General features: G+C 73.7%; 16 protein-coding genes. 8 read left to right on the forward strand and 8 right to left on the reverse strand.

Translation table 11 applies throughout. The features are described from left to right. From ACQPZG_RS02745 to ACQPZG_RS02760, 4 genes are read right to left on the reverse strand one after another with little or no spacing between them, the layout of a single operon-like run. Positions 1-1,545, reverse strand: a complete 1,545-nt coding sequence (locus tag ACQPZG_RS02745) for a patatin-like phospholipase family protein (RefSeq protein WP_433544132.1) — start codon at positions 1,543-1,545, stop codon at positions 1-3. Further along, complete coding sequence (locus tag ACQPZG_RS02750; protein ID WP_433544133.1) at positions 1,542-2,627, reverse strand: hypothetical protein; 1,086 nt, start codon at positions 2,625-2,627, stop codon at positions 1,542-1,544. The genes ACQPZG_RS02745 and ACQPZG_RS02750 overlap by 4 nt, the downstream gene beginning before the upstream one ends. Next, on the reverse strand, positions 2,624-3,874 hold the full coding sequence (locus tag ACQPZG_RS02755) for a beta-ketoacyl-[acyl-carrier-protein] synthase family protein (RefSeq protein ID WP_433544134.1): 1,251 nt from the start codon (positions 3,872-3,874) through the stop codon (positions 2,624-2,626). The genes ACQPZG_RS02750 and ACQPZG_RS02755 overlap by 4 nt, the downstream gene beginning before the upstream one ends. Further along, on the reverse strand, positions 3,871-4,098 hold the full coding sequence (locus ACQPZG_RS02760) for an acyl carrier protein (RefSeq protein ID WP_433544135.1): 228 nt from the start codon (positions 4,096-4,098) through the stop codon (positions 3,871-3,873). The genes ACQPZG_RS02755 and ACQPZG_RS02760 overlap by 4 nt, the downstream gene beginning before the upstream one ends. A 283-nt stretch (positions 4,099-4,381) precedes the next feature. On the opposite strand from ACQPZG_RS02760, the gene ACQPZG_RS02765 reads away from it, so the two are divergent. From ACQPZG_RS02765 to ACQPZG_RS02775, 3 genes are all read left to right on the forward strand, one after another. Further along, a complete protein-coding gene (locus ACQPZG_RS02765) occupies positions 4,382-4,951 on the forward strand; it encodes a 2'-5' RNA ligase family protein (RefSeq protein WP_433544136.1) in 570 nt (189 codons plus the stop codon). A 66-nt stretch (positions 4,952-5,017) separates the two neighbouring features. Continuing rightward, positions 5,018-6,934 (forward strand): hypothetical protein, encoded by a 1,917-nt coding sequence (locus ACQPZG_RS02770; RefSeq protein ID WP_433544137.1) that lies wholly within the window; start codon positions 5,018-5,020, stop codon positions 6,932-6,934. Between the two features lie 48 nt (positions 6,935-6,982). After that, entirely contained in the window at positions 6,983-7,723 is a 741-nt protein-coding gene (locus ACQPZG_RS02775; RefSeq protein ID WP_433544138.1) for a DUF4239 domain-containing protein, read from the forward strand. 122 nt (positions 7,724-7,845) lie between these two features. Here ACQPZG_RS02775 and ACQPZG_RS02780 read toward each other — a convergent pair whose 3' ends face one another. After that, on the reverse strand, positions 7,846-8,463 hold the full coding sequence (locus ACQPZG_RS02780) for a hypothetical protein (protein ID WP_433544139.1): 618 nt from the start codon (positions 8,461-8,463) through the stop codon (positions 7,846-7,848). Positions 8,464-8,489: 26 nt separating this feature from the next. Then, on the reverse strand, positions 8,490-9,716 hold the full coding sequence (locus ACQPZG_RS02785) for an alpha/beta hydrolase family protein (protein WP_433544140.1): 1,227 nt from the start codon (positions 9,714-9,716) through the stop codon (positions 8,490-8,492). 136 nt (positions 9,717-9,852) lie between these two features. Here ACQPZG_RS02785 and ACQPZG_RS02790 point away from each other — a divergent pair, with 136 nt between their 5' ends. Together ACQPZG_RS02790 and ACQPZG_RS02795 are read left to right on the forward strand one after the other, a co-directional pair. Beyond that, positions 9,853-10,512 carry a GNAT family N-acetyltransferase gene (locus ACQPZG_RS02790; protein ID WP_433544615.1) on the forward strand — a complete coding sequence of 220 codons (660 nt, stop codon included), beginning with the start codon at positions 9,853-9,855 and terminating at the stop codon, positions 10,510-10,512. Between the two features lie 41 nt (positions 10,513-10,553). Next, entirely contained in the window at positions 10,554-11,438 is an 885-nt protein-coding gene (locus tag ACQPZG_RS02795; RefSeq protein ID WP_433544616.1) for a PaaX family transcriptional regulator C-terminal domain-containing protein, read from the forward strand. Positions 11,439-11,511: 73 nt separating this feature from the next. Here the strand turns inward: ACQPZG_RS02795 and ACQPZG_RS02800 are convergent, their stop codons facing one another. Next, positions 11,512-11,877 carry a DUF488 domain-containing protein gene (locus ACQPZG_RS02800; RefSeq protein WP_433544141.1) on the reverse strand — a complete coding sequence of 122 codons (366 nt, stop codon included), beginning with the start codon at positions 11,875-11,877 and terminating at the stop codon, positions 11,512-11,514. A gap of 281 nt (positions 11,878-12,158) precedes the next feature. On the opposite strand from ACQPZG_RS02800, the gene ACQPZG_RS02805 reads away from it, so the two are divergent. The 3 genes from ACQPZG_RS02805 to ACQPZG_RS02815 all read left to right on the forward strand — a co-directional run bounded on the left by ACQPZG_RS02805 (position 12,159) and on the right by ACQPZG_RS02815 (position 16,518). Further along, positions 12,159-13,880, forward strand: coding sequence for an acyl-CoA dehydrogenase family protein (locus ACQPZG_RS02805; RefSeq protein WP_433544142.1), 1,722 nt, complete (start codon positions 12,159-12,161; stop codon positions 13,878-13,880). Positions 13,881-14,301: 421 nt separating this feature from the next. Further along, a complete protein-coding gene (locus ACQPZG_RS02810; RefSeq protein WP_433544143.1) occupies positions 14,302-15,315 on the forward strand; it encodes a LacI family DNA-binding transcriptional regulator in 1,014 nt (337 codons plus the stop codon). Positions 15,316-15,801: 486 nt separating this feature from the next. After that, positions 15,802-16,518, forward strand: a complete 717-nt coding sequence (locus tag ACQPZG_RS02815) for a glycoside hydrolase family 12 protein (protein WP_433544144.1) — start codon at positions 15,802-15,804, stop codon at positions 16,516-16,518. A 124-nt stretch (positions 16,519-16,642) separates the two neighbouring features. Here ACQPZG_RS02815 and ACQPZG_RS02820 read toward each other — a convergent pair whose 3' ends face one another. Then, entirely contained in the window at positions 16,643-17,599 is a 957-nt protein-coding gene (locus ACQPZG_RS02820; protein WP_433544145.1) for an expansin EXLX1 family cellulose-binding protein, read from the reverse strand. Positions 17,600-17,908 lie beyond the last annotated feature (309 nt).

Below are 17,908 nucleotides of genomic sequence, written 5' to 3' on the forward strand. Positions count from 1 at the left end.
CTACCGTCCCCCGCCGAACAGCAGGTTGCCCACGCAGCCCGGCTCGTCGCTGGTGAAGTAGTCGTGGAACGCCTCGGCCAGTTCGTCCAGGCTCGTGACCCCGTCCCCGTTGGTGTCCAGCCGCCGGGCGACGGCCGTGCTGTCGCCCTCGGCCACCCCGAGGGCGTGCAGCAGGTTGCGGGTCTCGGCGGAGTTCAGGAAGCCGTCGTTGTCCTGGTCGGCCGCGGAGAGGATCGCCGACACCACGGGCAGCAGATGCTCGTCGTACGCGGCGGGGGTGACGCAGAGCCGGGCGAGGGCCGCGCCGAACGCGTCGCGGTCCAGTGTCCCGGGGCCCTCCTCGCCCGGCCCGGTCGCGCCCGCTCCCGTACGGTCGCCCGCTCCGTCGACTCCCGCACGGGAAGCGGCCGTTCGCGCGGTCAGACCGGCCCAGTACGCGGCGAACGCCCCGTGCAGGGCCGCCACGTGCGCGCTGCCGGAAGGGTGTCCGAAGGCGTCGGCGATCCGCGCGGCGGTGCGGTGGAAGTCCGCGGCGGTGACGCTGCCGTCGCCGTCGGCGTCGAACACGTCGAAGTGCGCGCGCAGCTTCCCGGCGACGAACGCGGTGAGCGGCCCGGGGACCGCGGCCACGCTGAGTGCGCTGCGCCGGGGGGCGACGGGCCGCCGGCTCTCCAGGTCGTCGAGGTAGCGGTTCGTCGCGCGGTAACCGCTCTCGGCACGGCGGTGGATGGTGGCCAGCTCCTCGCGCTTGGAGGTCCACGCCCCGTTGTCCGGCGGCTCCATCAGCTCCTCGCCGCTGGGCAGGACATGCACCGTCACTCCCGGGGGCCGGTTGTTCAGGACGTGGTGCAGGGTGTGCCGACGGGACAACTCGAAGATGGTGGAGCCCAGTTGCCAGGGGAAGCGGGCGGGCTTGAGCGCCTTCTCCTTCTGCCGCATCCGCAGCACGTACACCGTCGTCGCGCCGCACGCGATGGCCCGGGTGATCGGGACCGACTCGGCGACGCCGCCGTCGACGTAGTGCTCCTGGCCGATCCGCACCGGCGGCCACAGCCCCGGGACCGCGGAGGACGCCAGGACGGCGGGCACGAGCGGCCCGGAGTCGAAGTAGCGGACCGTCGCCCGTTCGATCGAGGCGGCGGTGCACTGGTAGGGCACCGCCAGGTCCTCGATGCGGGTGGTGGCGCCGAGGCGGGCGGTCAGGATCCTGCGGACGACGTCGGGGGAGTTGAGGGCGGGGCGCAGGGCCATGGCGTTGAGCAGACTGCGCGGGGTGAGCCGCATCGCCCTGTCCGCGACGAAGGCCCGCCAGAAGTCCTCCAGTTCCTCGCAGACGGACGGAGTCGGATTCCTGGCGATCATGGCGCCCTGCACGGAGCCGATCGAGGTGCCGATGACGACCTGCGGCACGACGCCCCGCGCGAGCAGGGCCCGGACCATGCCCGCCTGATAGCCGCCGAGCGCCCCGCCGCCGCCCAGGACGAACGCGACGCGGGACCCGGCCGCGGCGGGGGCGGGGGACGGGGAGGAGGCGTGGTCGGTCATGGCTGAGGGCTCCCGCCGGGGTGAGGTGGTTCCAGGGGTACGGGGACGAGGGAGGCGGCGTCGGCCGCCGGATCGGTGCGCGGGCCGCCGTAGGGCCCCGGGGCGTCGCCCGTACGGCCGGGAGTCGGCCCCGTACGGTCGGGAGTCCGCCCCGTGCGGTCGGAGCTTCCCTCGGTACGGCCGCCGCCTCCTTCCGCAGGGACGCCCCGTTTGCGGGCGATCCACTCCTCCGTCGACGCCCACTGCGCGTCGAGCCAGTCGGCGGCCGCGGCGGGCTCACGGGGAACGTCCTCGGCACGCGTGTGCCACCACGCCAGGTGGACCCGGTGGTCGTCCGGGTCCGCGCGCGGCGGGTACCCGAGGTCGACGGTGCCGCCGAGCAGGTCCTCCAGGCCGGTGTGCGCGACGACGAGGACGTCGGCGTCCTTCGCCTGCGCCAGCACCCGTGCGGCGCCCGCACGGACCGGGGGCAGCACGTACCGCAACCGGCGTGCCCACCGGGCCCGTGCGGGGTCGGTGCGGTCGAGGTCGGCCAGCACCCGGCGACGCGCGGCGGCCGTGGTGCTCACGCCCTCGGGGAAGTAGGCGAGGACCTCGCGGGGCGCCAGGTCACGGGAGTGGACGATCAGCATCCGCATGGCCCGGACCGGCCCGTCGCGGTCCCACCGGATCAGCTCCACCTTCAGCGGCCGCACCAGGATCCCGACGGCGGGGTCCCGGCCGGGCAGGGACCGCCCCACGCTGAGGAGGTCGCGCTCCAGGACGTGGCAGGCGACCAGCGCCGCGAGGTGGAAGTTGAGCGGGCCCGCGTGCCGCAGGAAGGCCACCACCGGACGGCCGGCGGCGGGCAGCGGCAGACCGTCCGAGGTGTCCAGGACGAGACCCGCCCGGCGGAAACCGTCGGTGAACAGGCGATGGGACAGCCGGGCGAGGAGCCGCCCGCAGTCCGGCGCGCTCCGGGCCCGGCCGCGCACCGCCGCCACCAGCACCGGGACCTCGAAGCGCGCCACGTACACCCCCAGCAGCCGCAGCCCCCGCACCGCCGCCCGCCACCGGATCCGGCGCGCCGGCCGTACCGTCACGGCGCGGTCACCACCAGCGCCGCGTTCTGCCCTCCGAACCCGACGGAGGTGGTGAGCACGGTGGCGACCTCCCGGCGTACGGCGCGGCGCACGATGTCCAGTCCGTTGCCGGGGTCCGTGGCGGCGAGGTTCGCGGTGGGCGGGAGCGTCGCGCGGGCGACGGACAGCACCGAGCAGACCGCCTCGATCGCGCCCGCGGCGCCCAGGGTGTGCCCCGTGACGCCCTTGACGGAGGTCACCGGCGGGCGGTGCGGAAACAGCCGCTGCAGCACGTCGGCCTCCACCGCGTCGCCGCGGGGCGTGCCCGTGGCGTGCGCGTTGACGTGGTCCACGGCCGACGCGCAGAGCCCCGCGTCGGCCAGCGCGCCGCGCACCGCCGCTTCGAGCCCGGCCCCCCGGGGGTGCGGGGCCACCGGGTGGTGGGCGTCGGCGGTGGCCCCGTAGCCGGCGAGACGGGCGTGCACCCGGGCGCCGCGGGACCGGGCGTGCGTCTCCCGTTCCAGGATCAGCACGCCCGCGCCCTCGGCGGTCACGAAACCGTCGCGGGCGGTGTCGAAGGGGCGGGAGGCGGCGGCCGGTTCGCCGCCGTCCGGGTCGGCGAGCGCCCCGAGGCGGCCGAAACCCGCGAGAACGGCGGGCGTCAGCGAGGCGTCGGTGCCGCCCGCGACCACGACGTCGCAGCGCCCGGCGAGCAGCAGGTCGCGGGCGGTGCCGAGGGCGGTGGCGCCGGAGGCGCAGGCCGTACTGACCGTCAGACAGGGGCCGGTGGCACGGAAGGCGAGGGCGGCCTGCCCGGCGACCATGTTGGGCAGGAACAGCGGCAGCATCAGCGGCGAGACGGCGTACGCCCCCACCCGGTCGACGGTCTGCTGGGCGGCCGTGTAGGCATGGACGCCGCCGAACGCGGTGCCCAGGACGACCCCGACCCGCGTGCCGTCCCAGTCCTCGGCGTCGAGCCCGGCGTCGGCGAGGGCCTCGGCCGCGGCGACGAGCGCGAACTGGCTGAACCGCTCCAGTCGGCGCGCCCGTTGCGCCCCGAGCAGCGCGTCGGCATCGAACCCGGGGACCCGGCAGGTCACGTACGCGGGACGCTTCCCGGAGTCCTGCGGACCCGGCCCCGGGGTGTCGTCCTGTTCCCGCAGCGCCGTGCCGCGCCCCCCGCAGATCGCCGCCCAGCTCGCCGGTACGCCGACGCCCGCCGGGGTCACCAGCCCGAGGCCGGTGATCGCCACGGTCGACACGGTCACCGGCCGAGCCCCGCCTCGACCAGGGCGACCAGCTCGTCGACGGTCCTGGCCCGCGCCAGCCGGTCCCCGTCCACCTCACGCCCGTACGCGGTCTCCAGCGCGACGCAGAGTTCCGCCCTCGCGAGCGAGTCCACGTCCAGGTCCTCCCACGTCTGGGACCGGTGAATGTCGGCGGCCGGAATCCGCAGTGTCTGCGCCATCAGTACCTGGACCTCAGCGAACACGGGCGTCTCCTTGGTTCTTTCCCTGGGAAAGCCGGACAGTAATGCACTGATATGACGAAATGACGTAATGAAACACGTTTTGACGGCCCGCTCTCGCCACGGGCCCGTCCCTTCACCCGGCCGGACCAACCGGACCGAGGGGCGCCCGGTGTGCCCGCCCGCCGGACCCAGAGGCACCCGGTGTGCCCGCCCGCCGGGCCGGATGCGACCATCACGGGCGTGCGGGGGCACGAGGGGTACGGCGTATGAGAGGTACGGCGTACGAGGGCGAGAGGCGGGGAGCATGGGCGAGGGGTGGCCGGACGTGCCCGGCGACACGGCGCTCACCCTGCGGGTCCCGGAGGCCGATCCGCTGGTCCGGGCCGGATTCCCCGCCCACGTGACGGTGCTCTATCCCTTCGTGCACGAGAGCCGGATGGACGCCGCGTTCCGCCGTGAACTCTCCGCCCTCCTCGGCGGCCACGACGCGTTCACCCTCACCCTCGCCCGGTTCGACCGCTACCCCGGCGTGCTCTACCTCGACCCGCGACCGCACGCCCCGGTACGCGCCCTCACCGAGGACCTCACCCGGCGCTGGCCCGAGGCTGTCCCGTACCGCGGCATCTTCGGCCCCGGACTCGCCCCCCACCTGACGATCGCCAACCACGAGGGCCCCGCCACCCAGGACGCCGCGTACGACGCCCTGGAGCGCGAACTCGCCCCGCTGCTGCCGCTGACCTGCCGCATCGACACGGTCCAGCTCATCGTCCGGGACGGCGAACGCTGGCAGGACCGGGCCGGGTTCGCCCTGCGCCCGGTTCCGCCGGGCCCGCCCCGGGGCCGACGGCGCCGCGTTCCCGCGGGAAGCATTTGAGTGGTGGGCGGTCGCCGCCCGGCGCGCCTGGCCCACGAAGTGCGGCCCGTTCATGAGCGTGTTGGTGTGATCATCATGCCGATCCGGAGCGGAGCGTTCTTCCTCGCACGGGCACAAGGGCTCGCACGGCTGCTCCTGCCGTGCCTGCTCGCCTCGGTCGCCGCTGCGGGAAGCACACCCCTGGCTGTCGCCGACGGGGCGGGCAGCGGCGGGCTGACGCTCCGGGTCACGGTGAACACCAGGCCGGGCCTGGGCGCGCTGAAACCGGGCATCCGGGTGCGCGCGCCCGTCGTCAAGTCGTACCGGCTGATCAACAGGGGCGGTGCCGACCTGCACGGGCTGCGGGTGGTGGACCCCGGACTGCCGGGAGCACGGATCCGCTGTCCCGGCGGCGGCGACCGCGTGGCGCTGCTCCCCGGCCTGCGCACGGTCACCTGCACGGCACAGGCCCCCGCGCGGCCGGGCAGCTGGACCTCGGACGCGGTGGCCACCGGACGGATCCCGTACCTGCGCACGACCGTGCGGGCCACCGCCAGGTCCGGCTACGCAGGGGTCGGCGGAGAGCTGAGGCTGACACAGACCGCCCGGGTCACCGGCCCGTCACGAGCCGAAGTGCGCTACGTGGTGACCAACACGGGCAACCGCACGGTGTACGCCGTCACGGTCACCGACGCCGCCCTCGCCTCCCCCCGAACCGCCGCAACCCGCGCCTCCGCCCCCCGTGGTTCCTCCCCACACGCCTCCGTGACCCGGGCTGCCTTCACCCGCGCTGCCCTTACCCGCGCTTCCTCCCCACGCGCCTCCGCGACCCGCGCTTCCTTCACCCGGGCCGCCGCTCCCCGCATCGTCTGCGCGGGCGGGGTCGGGCCGGTCGTCGCGCGGCTGTCCCCGGGAACGTCCGCGACCTGCACCACCACGGTCCGCCGCCCGCCCGGAACCCACCTCGCGGAAGGCCGCGCCCGGGGGACCGACCGCATCCGCACCCTCGGGCGGCGGGGAGAGTCCGTGGCACCGCCTCCCCTCACCGCCCGCTCCTCGGCCCGATTCGTCATTCCCAGGACGCCGCCGCCCGCGCCGGCCCGGCCCCCCGCACCGCAGCGACCCGCGCCGAACGGCCCTCCGGGGGCCGCGGCAGGGGGAGCGGGCGGCTCCGGGGCACCCGGGGCGCCCGCCCGCCCCGGTGTCCCGCCCGAGGCACTGCCCGGAGCGGGGGCGGGAGCCGCGGGCGGGGCCGAGCCGCCCGCCGGCGTGCCCCCGGGTCTCGCGATTCCGCCGGGTGTCGCGGTTCCACCCGGACTCGCGGTTCCGCCGGGAGGGATGGTTCCGCCGGGAGGGGCGGTACCGCCGGGCGGGGTGGTTCCGCCGGGCGGGGCGGTGCCGCCCGGCCTTGCGGTTCCGCCGGGGGGCGCGGTTCCGCCCGGCCTGACTCTGCCTCCAGGTCTGGCTCTGCCTCCCGGTCCCGCCGTGCCGTTCGGTTTCACCGTGCCGTTCGGTTTCACCGTGCCGCCGGGCGCGGGGGTGCCGCCGGGCCTGACTGTGCCGTTCGGCCTGGCGGTTCCGCCGGGTTTCGCCGTTCCGCCGGGCCTGACCGTGCCGTTCGGGCTCGCTGTTCCGCCGGGTTTCGCCGTTCCGCCGGGCCTGGCTCTGCCTCCAGGTCTGGCTCTGCCTCCAGGTCTGGCTCTGCCTCCAGGTCTGGCTCTTCCGCCCGGCCTCGCCGTACCGGAGGACCCCGCCGAGCGACCGGAAGGCGTCGTACCGCAGAACCCGGCCGACCAGCCGGAACAACCCTCCGCACAGCCGGACCAGTCCGCCGAGCAGCGCGAACGGTCCGCCGCGCAACAACCCCAGGACGGGCGTGCCGCCGTGGGCCGCTTCCTGCGGGGCGAGCGCAGCCCGACAGGCATCGGGGTGGCCGTCGCCCTGTTTCTCGTCCTGCTTCCCGCCGCGGTGGCAGCCGCGGTCCTGGGGTCCCGCAGACATTGACGCATTCCTGCCGAGAGGCAGCCGACGACAGGAAGCCGGAGCAGAACGATGACCGAAACCCTCGCGATCGTCCTCGGCGTCGCGCTGCTCGGTGCAGCCGCCGTCCTCGTCAAGCACCACTTCTGGCCGATGGGACCCGACGACGAACCGCGTGAGGACGTCGCCGAGTACATCTCCATGATGGTCGGCGTGCTGTACGCCCTGGTGCTGGGCCTGGCACTGGTCAGCGTGTGGGACGCGAACTCCAGCGCCGAGGAGCACGTCCAGGCGGAGGCGGGCGCCGCCCACCAGGTCCACCTGCTGGCCGACGGGCTGCCCGCCGCTCAGCGGGAGCGGATGAAGTCCGGGGTGGAGGCCTACGTCCGGCACGTCACGGACGTCGAGTGGCCCGCGATGGAACGGGGAGAGCTGCCCGACGGGCACGGCTGGCAACTGCTGAGCGGCCTGCGGTCCGCCGGGCAGGTCCCCGAAGGCGCGACCCGGGCCCAGCAGGCCACCGCCCAGGAGACGCTCGTCCAGCTCGTCCTGCTGGACGACGCCCGGCGCGGACGCGAGGCGGACGCGGACGACGGACTGCCGCCCGTCCTGTGGTTCGGACTGATCGTCGGTGGTGTGCTCACCGTCGCGTTCATGTTCATGTTCGGGGTGGAGCGGAGCCTGAGCCACGTCGTCATGGTCATGGGCCTCTCGGGGCTCATCGCCTTCATGGTGCTGCTCATCCACCAGCTCGACGAACCGTTCAGCGGCCTGCTCTCCGTCGACGCCACACCCTTCACACGCCATTTCTGAATCCGCACCCGCCAGGCGCCGCGTTCGCGTACGCAGCTCTTACGCGCCGCTTCGGAGCACGCAGCTCCTACGCGCCGCGTTCGCGTACGCAGCTCCTATGCGCCGCTTCCGAGAGGCAGCCTTTACGCGCCACTTCTGAGACCGTCCCGCGCGGGGTCGTGTGCGCGGGACCGCGCGGAATCCTGTGCGGGGAGACGGGGCCCGTGGTCCGGGCCGCCGGGCTGGGGGTCGACGGCGGACCATCTGCCGTCCGCCTGCCGTACCACCAGGCCGTTGCGGGCCAGCCCGTCCAAGTGCTTGGCGACGGTACGCGCCGTGTAGCCGACCGCCTCGCCCAGTGCCTCCGGGGTGGCCCCGTGCGCGCCGGTGTCGTACAGACAGGCCAGGGTGCGCTGCGCGTTGCGGCTCAGCCCTTCGAGGGCGGCCGTCGCGGACACGGCGTCCGCCGGAGCGACCGCGCCCGCTGATGCGACGGCGCCCGCCGGAGCGGCACCGGGCTGCGGGGCGACCTCGGTCTGCGGAGCGGCACCGGCTTGCGGAGCGGCCCGGGTCTCCCGCGCGACCTCGGCCGCCGCGGCGCCTTCGGCGGCCGCCCGCTCGCCCGCCGACCGGTCCTCGCGCCGGGCCGCCGGGGTCACCGGCCGGGGCGTCAGGTTCACCCGGCGGTGCTTGCGCCCCTTCTTGGCCGTCCTGCCCGTGCTCGTCCGGCCGGTCCTGTGCTTCCTGCTCGTACGGCTCAACACGATCTCCTTCGGTGTACGAACGGTCACCCGGTCCAACGCGCCAGTCCGCGAAGGGGAGCGATGTTGACGCAGTTTTCCGGACAGGTCACTGAGGCGGCGCAACGTACGGGCACGGACGTACGGGCACGGACGTACGCGCGTGCACCCCCGGCCCTGACGGGACCTGCCGTCGGTGGGCCACCCCGGCCGCCGGGCCCGCCAGGAACCGCCGCCCGGTCCGCCAGGAACCGCCGCTGGTCGTCCAGGAATCCGGCGGCGAAGAGCGCGCGCGGGGCCAGGAGGGCCGTGAGGGCGAGCGCGGGCCCGGAGTCCTCGACGGACTTCCGCACCAGGGAGTGGGCGGCGTCCGGGTAGTGGCGGACCGTCAGGGCGCCGCCCGGGTCCAGCGCGGCGCGGTAGCCCCGTTCCGTGTCGGCCGTGTCCACGTTGAGGTCGTGGCCCGCGAGCGCCAGCAGCACCGGCACGCCGCGCAGGGCGCGAAGGTCGCGGGTGGCGTCGGCGGTGTGGTTCCTGGAGACGAAACCCCAGCGGGCGGCGGTCATGCCGTCCGTGTCGCCGTCCACCGCCCGCACGTACTCCTCGAAGGTGGCCCGGCGCTCCAGCAGCCGGCGGACGGCGTCGCTCCGGGCGACCGCGGCCCGGATGCGGGCCTCGGACGCGCCCTCCGCGCGCAGCGTCGCGAGCAGGTGATGACGACCCTGCCGGAGCCAGTTCACCGCGGGCGACACCGCGACGACGAAGCCCACCCGTGTCCTCGCGGCGGCCTTCGGCAGGACCCAGCCCGCCTGGCTCGCGCCCCACAGACCGATCCGGTCGCCGTCCACGTCGGGGCGGGCGCGCGCCCAGGCGACCGCGGCGGCCACCTCGTCGGCCCGGTCGTCCATCGACTGGGCGAGCCAGTCGCCGGGCGCACCCGCGACGCCGGGCTTGTCCCACGACAGGGTGGCGTACCCGGCGCGGGCGTTCGCCTCCCACAGGGGTTTGTACCCGTCGTCGTGCGTGGCGTTCACGGGCCCGTCGCCGTGCACGACCACGACCAGGCCGTGCCGCGCGCGGCCGTCCTCGGGAGCGGCCAGGACGCCGTGCAGGGTGTGACCGCCGTGCCGGATGGTGACCCGCTGCTCCGTCATGGCGTACGAGTGCTGCCACAGGACCACCCCGGTGAGCCCGGCGGTCACGAGCAGCGCCGTGACGAGCGTGACGACGACGGCGCGTCGGCCGCGTCGAGGGGGACGTGTCTTCGGGCACATGGGATCGGGCCGCCTCCGTCGGGGTCTGCTGCTTCTTCGTACGCTCCGAAAAACTATCGTCTCTGGTACGACCGTTTGGCAAGTGATAGTTTCGGAGCACGCAAGGGTGACGGAGACGACGGGAACGGGGAACGCCATGGCCCAGGACGCGCCGAACAAAGAGGCCCACGCGGGCGGGACCGGGGAGGTGACGGTGCGACGCGGTCTCCCGGCCGGGACCGAACGACGGGCGGCGGAGCTCTACTGGGACGCCTTCGGCCGCAAGCTCGGCCCCGCCCTGAACCCGCCGGACAAGGCGGTTCCCTTCCTCGCCGCCCATCTGCACCGCGACCGCGCGGTGTGCGCGCTCCTCGACGGCCGGCTCGTCGGTCTGGCCGGCCACCAGCTCGGCGGCCGGGCCCTCACCGGCGGTACGGCCGCCGACGTCCTGCGGGCGTACGGCTGCCTGCGCGGACTGCCCCGGCTCCTCCTCCTCACCCTGTTCGAACGCCGCCCCGCCCGTGGGCAGCTCGTCATGGACGGCATCGCCGTGGACCCGGCGGTGCGCGGACGCGGTGTCGGAAGCCTGCTCCTCGCCGAGACGGCGGCAGTGGCGGCCGAGCACGGCTGCCGGGAGGTCCGGCTGGACGTCATCGACACCAACCCGCGCACCAGGGCCCTGTACGAGCGGCGCGGCTACACACCCGTACGGACCGTGCGCACGCCGTACCTGCGGAGCCTGCTGGGGTTCGGCGCGGTCACCACCATGCGCCGCCCCGTCGCGGCCACCGCCCCGGACCGGGAGAACGCCTCGTGACGGACCACACCACCGCGGACCACGTCGAGATCCCGACCCGGATGCTCGTCCACGCACTCGTCCGCGAGGACGGCACCGTCGCCGCGGACGAGCTGTACGACGTCGCGGGCGCTCTGGGCATGAGCGACCAGCAGGTACGGCTGTGCGTCAAACGTCTCGTGGCCGAAGAACGGTTCAGCCACGAGGGCCGCGGTCGCGGAGCCACGCTGCGCGCGACCGGGACCACGCTCCGCGCCCTCGCGCCGAACGCCGACTTCCTCGGGTACGCCTTCCGACAGGACGCCGGCCTCGCACCCTGGGACGGCGTCTGGCACCTGACCGCCTTCGCGGTGCCCGAGTCCGAGCGCCCGGCCCGGGACGCCCTGCGCGAGAAGCTGCTGTACCTCGGCGGCGCGCCGCTCCAGGGCGGGCTGTACGTCAGCGCCGGCGCCTGGGAGCCGTACGTGGAGGAGGCCGCCCGCCGACTCGGCGCCCACGGCGCGCTCACCCTCCTCACCACCACCGATCTGCGCAGGGGCGACACCCGGGAGCCCGCCGCACTCGCGCAGGAGCTGTGGCCGCTGCCGGAGATCGCCGACCGCTACCACCGCCTCGCCCGGGTCGCCCGGCCCCGCCTCTACCTGCTCGGCGGACCGGACCCCCTGACCGCCACCCAACGCCTGACCGTGGCGGTCGAGTTGGCGGCCGAGCTCAGCCGTGCTCTGGAGCCCGACCCCCTGCTGCCGCCCGAACTCCTGCCCCGGCCCTGGCCCGGCACCGAGGCGCGCACACTCGTCGCGCGGAGCTGGGCGGCCCTCCAGGCACGCGACGACAGGGACGGCGGGACCGGCGGTACGCGCCCGGTCCTCTTCCGTCGTTACGCCCAGATCGCCCGGGAGGCGGCGGCCCGCGTCGGCGGCGGTGCGTCGGACGGCAGCATCGGGTGAACTCGTCGCCCGGGAGGCGGCGGCTCGCGCGGGTGGTGTGCGGCGGATAGCAGCACGCGCTGGACCCGGGGCACTACCGGCCGGTCAGCTCCGCGACCAGGACCCCGACGTGGCTGCGGTCCGGATCCCTGACCGAGGTGACCAGGGTGACGGCGGAGGTCCGGGCCAGGTCCCGCAGCCGGTCGACCGCCGCCGCCCGGCCGGGCTCGGCGAGTTCCGTCCGGTAGCGCCTACGGAAGTCCGGGAAGTCCAGCTCGCCGCCGTGCAAGGCGGCGCGCAGCGCACTCGACGGTGCCACGTCCTTGAGCCACTCGTCCACACCCGCCCGCTCCCTCGACACCCCGCGCGGCCACAGCCGATCCACCAGCACCCGACAGCCGTCGGACGGCTCGGGCGGGTCGTAGACGCGACGCACACGGACATCGGGACCCGACGCCATGGAGCACCTCCTGGAGCGCGGCGACAGCGACACCCCCCCGCCCCGCAGCCTATGTCCGAGCAGCCGCCGACGCCCCGGGGCGCAAAGTCACGCGACCGCTGCGGAGCTGTCCACAAGCACCGGCGACCGGCGACCGGGCCCCGGGCGGTGGCGGGCGTTCCGTTCGGGTGAGCCGTGTCTCAACCGGACGGCCACGCTTGTTTGTGCAACAAGTTGCATAGCAAGATCTCCTGGTGGCACCTCGACCCAGCGACCCGCCCGCCGCGAAAGGCAGACCCCTCATGGCCGACTCCCTCCTCTTCAACCCCCACACGTACGACCCCCAGGGTTTTGACCCCGAGACCCGCCGTCTGCTGCGGGCCACCGTCGACTGGTTCGAGGCGCGCGGCAAGCGCCGGCTCATCGAGGACTACCGCTCCCGGGCCTGGCTGGCGGACTTCCTCGCGTTCTCCGCGAAGGAGGGCCTGTTCGCGACCTTCCTCACCCCGGCGGCCGACGCCGACGGCAACGCCGACAAGCGCTGGGACACCGCCCGCAACGCGGCGCTCAACGAGATCTTCGGCTTCTACGGACTCGACTACTGGTACGCCTGGCAGGTCACCATCCTGGGCCTCGGCCCCGTCTGGCAGAGCGACAACGCCACCGCCCGCGCCCGCGCGGCCGAACTCCTCGACCAGGGCGAGGTGTTCGCCTTCGGCCTCTCCGAGAAGTCGCACGGCGCGGACATCTACTCCACCGACATGCTGCTGACCCCCGACGGCGACGGCGGCTTCCGCGCCACGGGCTCGAAGTACTACATCGGCAACGGCAACGCGGCGGGCCTGGTCTCCGTCTTCGGCCGGCGCGCGGACGTCGAAGGCCCCGACGGGTACGTCTTCTTCGCCGCGGACAGCCGCCACGACGCGTACCACCTGGTGAAGAACGTCGTCGACTCCTCCAAGTACGTGAGCGAGTTCCGCCTGGAGGACTATCCGGTCACCGCCGCCGACGTCCTGCACACCGGTCGGGCCGCCTTCGACGCCGCCCTCAACACCGTCAACGTGGGCAAGTTCAACCTGTGCACCGCCTCCATCGGCATCTGCGAGCACGCGATGTACGAGGCCGTCACGCACGCCCACCAGCGCATCCTCTACGGCCGCCCCGTCACCGCGTTCCCGCACGTGCGCCGCGAGTTGACGGACGCGTACGTACGCCTCGTGGGCATGAAGCTCTTCAGCGACCGCGCCGTCGACTACTTCCGCACCGCGGGCCCCGACGACCGCCGCTACCTCCTCTTCAACCCGATGACGAAGATGAAGGTGACCACCGAGGGCGAGAAGGTCGTCGACCTGATGTGGGACGTCATCGCCGCGAAGGGCTTCGAGAAGGACAACTACTTCGCCCAGGCGGCCGTCGAGATCCGCAGCCTGCCCAAGCTGGAGGGCACGGTCCACGTCAACCTCGCCCTGATCCTCAAGTTCATGAAGAACCACCTCCTGGACCCGGCCCCCTACGAGAGCGTCCCGACCCGCCGCGACGCGGCCGACGACGACTTCCTCTTCCGCCAGGGCCCCGCCCGCGGCCTCGGCGCGATCCGCTTCCACGACTGGCGACCCGCCTTCGACGCGTACGCGGCCCTGCCGAACGTGGCCCTCCTGCGCGAACAGGCCGACGCGCTCTGCGAGTTCGTGAAGACCGCCGCCCCGGACGAGGAGCAGAGCCGCGACCTCGACCTGCTGCTCTCGGTGGGCCAGCTCTTCGCGCTCGTCGTGCACGGCCAACTGGTCCTGGAACAGGCCAAGTCGACCGACCTCGACGAGGACGTCCTGGACGAGCTGTGCGCCGTTCTCGTACGGGACTTCTCCGCGCACGCCGTGGAACTGCACGGCAAGGACTCCGCCACCACGCAGCAGCAGGACTGGGCGCTGTCCGCGATCCGCCGCCCGGCCGTGGACGCCACCCGCTCCGCCAAGGTCTGGGCCCGGGTCGAGTCCCTCGCCGGAACCTACGAGATGGCTCAGTAATACCGTCGGCCTCCTTGGGCTGCCGCCCCGCCGCTTCCTGGTGAGGCCGCTCCCGCCTCCTTGCGGGGCCGCTCCCGTCTCCTTCGGCGGGGGCGGCCCGGAGGGCGGGGGCTCCGGCACGTGGTGAAGCCGGTCTGCACGGTCCCCCCGGGCGGCGCCGCCCTCCTGGTGTTGGAGCCGTCCGTCCGGCACCCCGACCGTGGGCGACCGGCACGACGACATCCCGACTGCGCCGACGCGACCGCGGGGCGCGCGCCGGGGACCGAGGTCCGAGAGGACCCCCTTCCGTGACGAGATCGCTCGTCGAAGCGCTTCGATGGCCGCTTCTGGACACGGGTCGCCGACTCAGACTATTGTGCGTCCAATTCGCCAATATGGACGTGCAGTGCGTTGTCGAAGCGCTTCATCACATGGAGATCCGATGGTCACCCTTGCCGACGTAGCCCAGCATGCCGGAGTCTCCGCCAGCACCGTGAGCTACGTCCTCAGCGGCAAGCGGACCATTTCCGAGGTGACGAAGCAACGGGTGGAGCGCAGCATCCAGGAACTCGGCTACCACCCCAACGCCGGGGCCAGGGCTCTGGCGAGCAGCCGGTCCAACATCATCGCGCTGATGATGCCCCTGCGTACGGACATGTACGTACCGGTGATGATGGAGATCGCCATCGCCGTGGCCACGCACGCCCGCGAGCACGGCTTCGACGTCCTGATGCTCACGGGCGAGGAGGGGCCCGCCGCCGTGCGCCGGGTGGTGGGCAGCGGTCTCGCGGACGCCATCATCCTGATGGACGTGGAGCTGGACGACGCCCGCCTTCCCCTGCTGCGCGAAAGCGGCCGGCCCGCCGTGCTCATCGGTCTCCCCGCGCAGACCACCGGCTTCACCTGCGTCGACCTCGACTTCGCCGAAGCCGGGGCGCTCTGCGCCGAGCACCTGGCGCAGCTGGGCCACCGTCAGATCGCCGTCATCGGCGAGGCGCCGGCCGTGTACGAGCGGAGGACCGGCTTCGCGGAACGCACCATCGACGGGCTGCGTTCCCGCGCGCTCCAGCACGGGGTGCGCGTACTGCACCGCCCGTGCGAGGGCACCTACGCCGCGCTGGCCGGCGCCCTCGGGCAGATCTTCACCGAACGCCCCGACGTCACGGGCTTCGTCGTACAGAACGAACAGGCGCTGGAGCCGCTGCTGAGCCTGTTGCGCCAGGACAGGCGAGCCGTGCCCGAGGACATCTCGGTGGTCGCCGTCTGCCCGGAGCAGGTGGCGCTCCAGGGTTCGGTCCGGTTGACCTCCGTCACGATCCCGGCGCGTGAGATGGCGCGGCACGCCGTCGACCGGCTGGTCGCGAAGATCGACGGGCAGGGCGACGAGGAGGTGTTCCTGCTGGAACCCGAACTCGTCGTCCGAGCGAGCAGCGGACCGGCTCCCGTCGGGAAGTGACGGGCCCGGCAGGGCTCCCGTACCGGCAAGCGCGATCGCCCCGCGATTCCTGACCGCTGCGGCAGGCGGCGCCGAGCCGTCGCCCGACGGACGGCGCTGCGTACGACGTGAGCGCGAACCCGCGTGGCATCCCTGCGCGCTGCACACGGAGTACCCCCTGATTCTCTCGTCGACGCGAAGGGTGAAGCGCTTCGATGCTCGTCGTGTCCCTGTGCGGGTGTCAAGAGGTCGTCGCCGTTGCGTCGACCGAGGTGGGTGAGCTGCCCAAGGGGTCGAGTGCTGGGCAATTCGGGCTGCGGAAGGAATCTTGGGGACGACCCTTGTGCGCCTCCGGCTGTTCACTTAATGTCACAGCAACATCGAAGCGCTTCGATGAATTCCGGGGCGCGCAGCCACCCGGGCCCGTCGCCGGAGAGAACCGCGTCCCCTCCCTCACGGGGCGTGGTGCACCCCCTCGCGTTTCCCCCCACCCGTGGAAGGAACACCATGGCAAAAAGCGCGCTACGCAAGGTCGGCAGGGCCGTGCTGGCACCGGCGATGGCCTTCGGTGCCGTCGTCGGCCTGGCCGCCGCCCCCGCTTCGGCGGCGGTCTGGAACACCTGCGACCAATGGGGCAACACCAGCCTGGGCGGCTACAAGCTCTACAACAACATCTGGGGTTCCGGCGCCGGCAGCCAGTGCTATTGGGCCAACTCCGCCACCAACTGGGGGGTATGGGCCGACCACCCCCATACCGGCGGCATCAAGTCGTACCCGAACTCGACGAAGACGATCAACAAGACGATCGACTCCCTCTCCCGGCTCACCAGCAGCTACGACGTCAGCGTCCCGTCGTCCGGCGCGTACAACACGTCGTACGACATCTGGGACACCGACCACGAGTACGAGATCATGCTCTGGGTCAACGACAACGGAGCCGTCGGCCCGCTCGGCACCTGGCAGGCCAACGTCACGCTCGGCGGCCACAGTTGGAACGTCTACAAGGGCAGCAACGGGCACAACCAGGTGTTCTCGTTCCTGCGGACGTCCGACTCCCGCTCCGGCACCGTGGACATCAAGCCGATCCTGCGCTGGATCGCGCACACCAAGGGCTGGATGCCCGGCAACGAGACCATCGGCGACGTCCAGTTCGGCTACGAGATCACCTCCTCGGCCGGCGGGCACCACTTCACCACCAACAAGCTCACCATTGACGGCGGCTGACGCCTCGTCAGGCCACTGTTGCCGGGGCCGAGGCGGGTCCGCGTCCCTCCCCGGGCGCGAACCCACCTCGGCCCTTCGCGCACGGAGCGGTCGACGGTCGGCCCTCCGCGCGCGGAACCGTCGCTCAGCGCCGGGCGAACTGGACCCCGGTGGGCTGCACGACGTCCGGTCGCACGGGAATCCCTGCGACGGTCAGCCGCTCGCCGTGGATGTCGGTGAGCCGGATCGTGCCGCCGCAGCCGTTGCCGTCCGCGGCGACGAAGTAGTTGTAGCCGGTGCGCGGCAGCCGCCGCCATCCGCCTGCGGTACGGACCTCCAGCGAGGCGACGGGATTGCGGTGGCCGATCGCCTGGACGGCGCACCAGTGGGCGCTGGAGCCGGTCTTGTACCGCAGGGCGATCGTGGCGGAGGTGCTCGGACTCACCAGGGTCCAGGTGATGGGGATGCGGCCCACCTTGAGGTCCGCGAGCTTCGCGAACGCCTGCTGGCTGAGGTCGAGTTGTCCGGGCGCGCAGGGCAGCGGGCATTCGTTGGTGATCCGTACGGTGACGGATCTGCCGTTGGCCGCGCGGACGAGCACATGGGCGCCGCAGGCCCGGGACGTCTCGTAGTCGGTGGTGTTCATGGCCGCGATCATGAGGTCGGGGCTCGGACCGAACAGGCAGGCGCCGTTCCCGTCCCCCGCCTCGTAGGCGGTGGCGACCCCGTGGCGGACGGGGGACTGCGCCCCTCGCGCCGACGGGGGCGGCGAAGGGGTGGGCTCGCGCCGGGACCGCGGGGTCTTGGCGGGCGTCGGCCGGGCCGCAGCGGTGGACGCGGCGGCCACCGGGGTGGCGGAGCCGGCCGGCACGGTCGTCGAGCTCGGGCTCCCCGCTGTTCCCGCGGTGGGGACGGCGGGTTTCACCTGGGGAGAGGCGAGCGGTGCGGCTGCGGCGGGCGCGGCCCCGCCGTCGTGGTCGGAGCGCAACGTCATGACCAGGCCGGCGGCGAGGAGCCCGACGGCGGCCAGCGCCGACCCGGCGCCCGCGACCAGCCTGCGTCGGTGCCTGCGCCGCCGTGCGGCCTGCCTCGGTGTGTTCATGGCCAGTCCGTTCGCGAGAGGGAGCCGATGGTGCACTGCTGAGTGACCGCCGGGGGCGCAAAGGTTGCCGGGGCCTCCGTGCGGGAATCGGCCTCCGGGCAGGTATCGGCCTTCGCGCGGGGAGGTTGGCCTCCGCGCGGGAATCGGGCGCCGAGGGGGACGACCGCGGGGGACTACGTCTGAGCCCCGCGCGGCAAGTCCGGCGGGGCTCAGCGGTCCTGGCGGCGGCGCTCTCGCGCACGCCGATGGCGGGGGCCCCGACGCCTCGGGGGAACCGGCCCGCCCTGTCCGCCCGCCCCCTTCACCTAC

The sequence above is a fragment of the Streptomyces sp. CA-294286 genome, assembly GCF_050947155.1.
Lineage (GTDB): Bacteria > Actinomycetota > Actinomycetes > Streptomycetales > Streptomycetaceae > Streptomyces.

Bases quoted from the DNA above. Each gene is read 5' to 3' on its own strand.
- ACQPZG_RS02810 (WP_433544143.1), top strand. From the start codon at position 14,302: ATGGTCACCCTTGCCGACGTAGCCCAGCATGCCGGAGTCTCCGCCAGC.
- ACQPZG_RS02795 (WP_433544616.1), top strand. From the start codon at position 10,554: ATGCTCGTCCACGCACTCGTCCGCGAGGACGGCACCGTCGCCGCGGAC.
- ACQPZG_RS02790 (WP_433544615.1), top strand. From the start codon at position 9,853: ATGGCCCAGGACGCGCCGAACAAAGAGGCCCACGCGGGCGGGACCGGG.
- ACQPZG_RS02805 (WP_433544142.1), top strand. From the start codon at position 12,159: ATGGCCGACTCCCTCCTCTTCAACCCCCACACGTACGACCCCCAGGGT.
- ACQPZG_RS02785 (WP_433544140.1), bottom strand. From the start codon at position 9,716: ATGTGCCCGAAGACACGTCCCCCTCGACGCGGCCGACGCGCCGTCGTC.
- ACQPZG_RS02820 (WP_433544145.1), bottom strand. From the start codon at position 17,599: ATGAACACACCGAGGCAGGCCGCACGGCGGCGCAGGCACCGACGCAGG.
- ACQPZG_RS02745 (WP_433544132.1), bottom strand. From the start codon at position 1,545: ATGACCGACCACGCCTCCTCCCCGTCCCCCGCCCCCGCCGCGGCCGGG.
- ACQPZG_RS02765 (WP_433544136.1), top strand. From the start codon at position 4,382: ATGGGCGAGGGGTGGCCGGACGTGCCCGGCGACACGGCGCTCACCCTG.
- ACQPZG_RS02775 (WP_433544138.1), top strand. From the start codon at position 6,983: ATGACCGAAACCCTCGCGATCGTCCTCGGCGTCGCGCTGCTCGGTGCA.
- ACQPZG_RS02815 (WP_433544144.1), top strand. From the start codon at position 15,802: ATGGCAAAAAGCGCGCTACGCAAGGTCGGCAGGGCCGTGCTGGCACCG.
- ACQPZG_RS02800 (WP_433544141.1), bottom strand. From the start codon at position 11,877: ATGGCGTCGGGTCCCGATGTCCGTGTGCGTCGCGTCTACGACCCGCCC.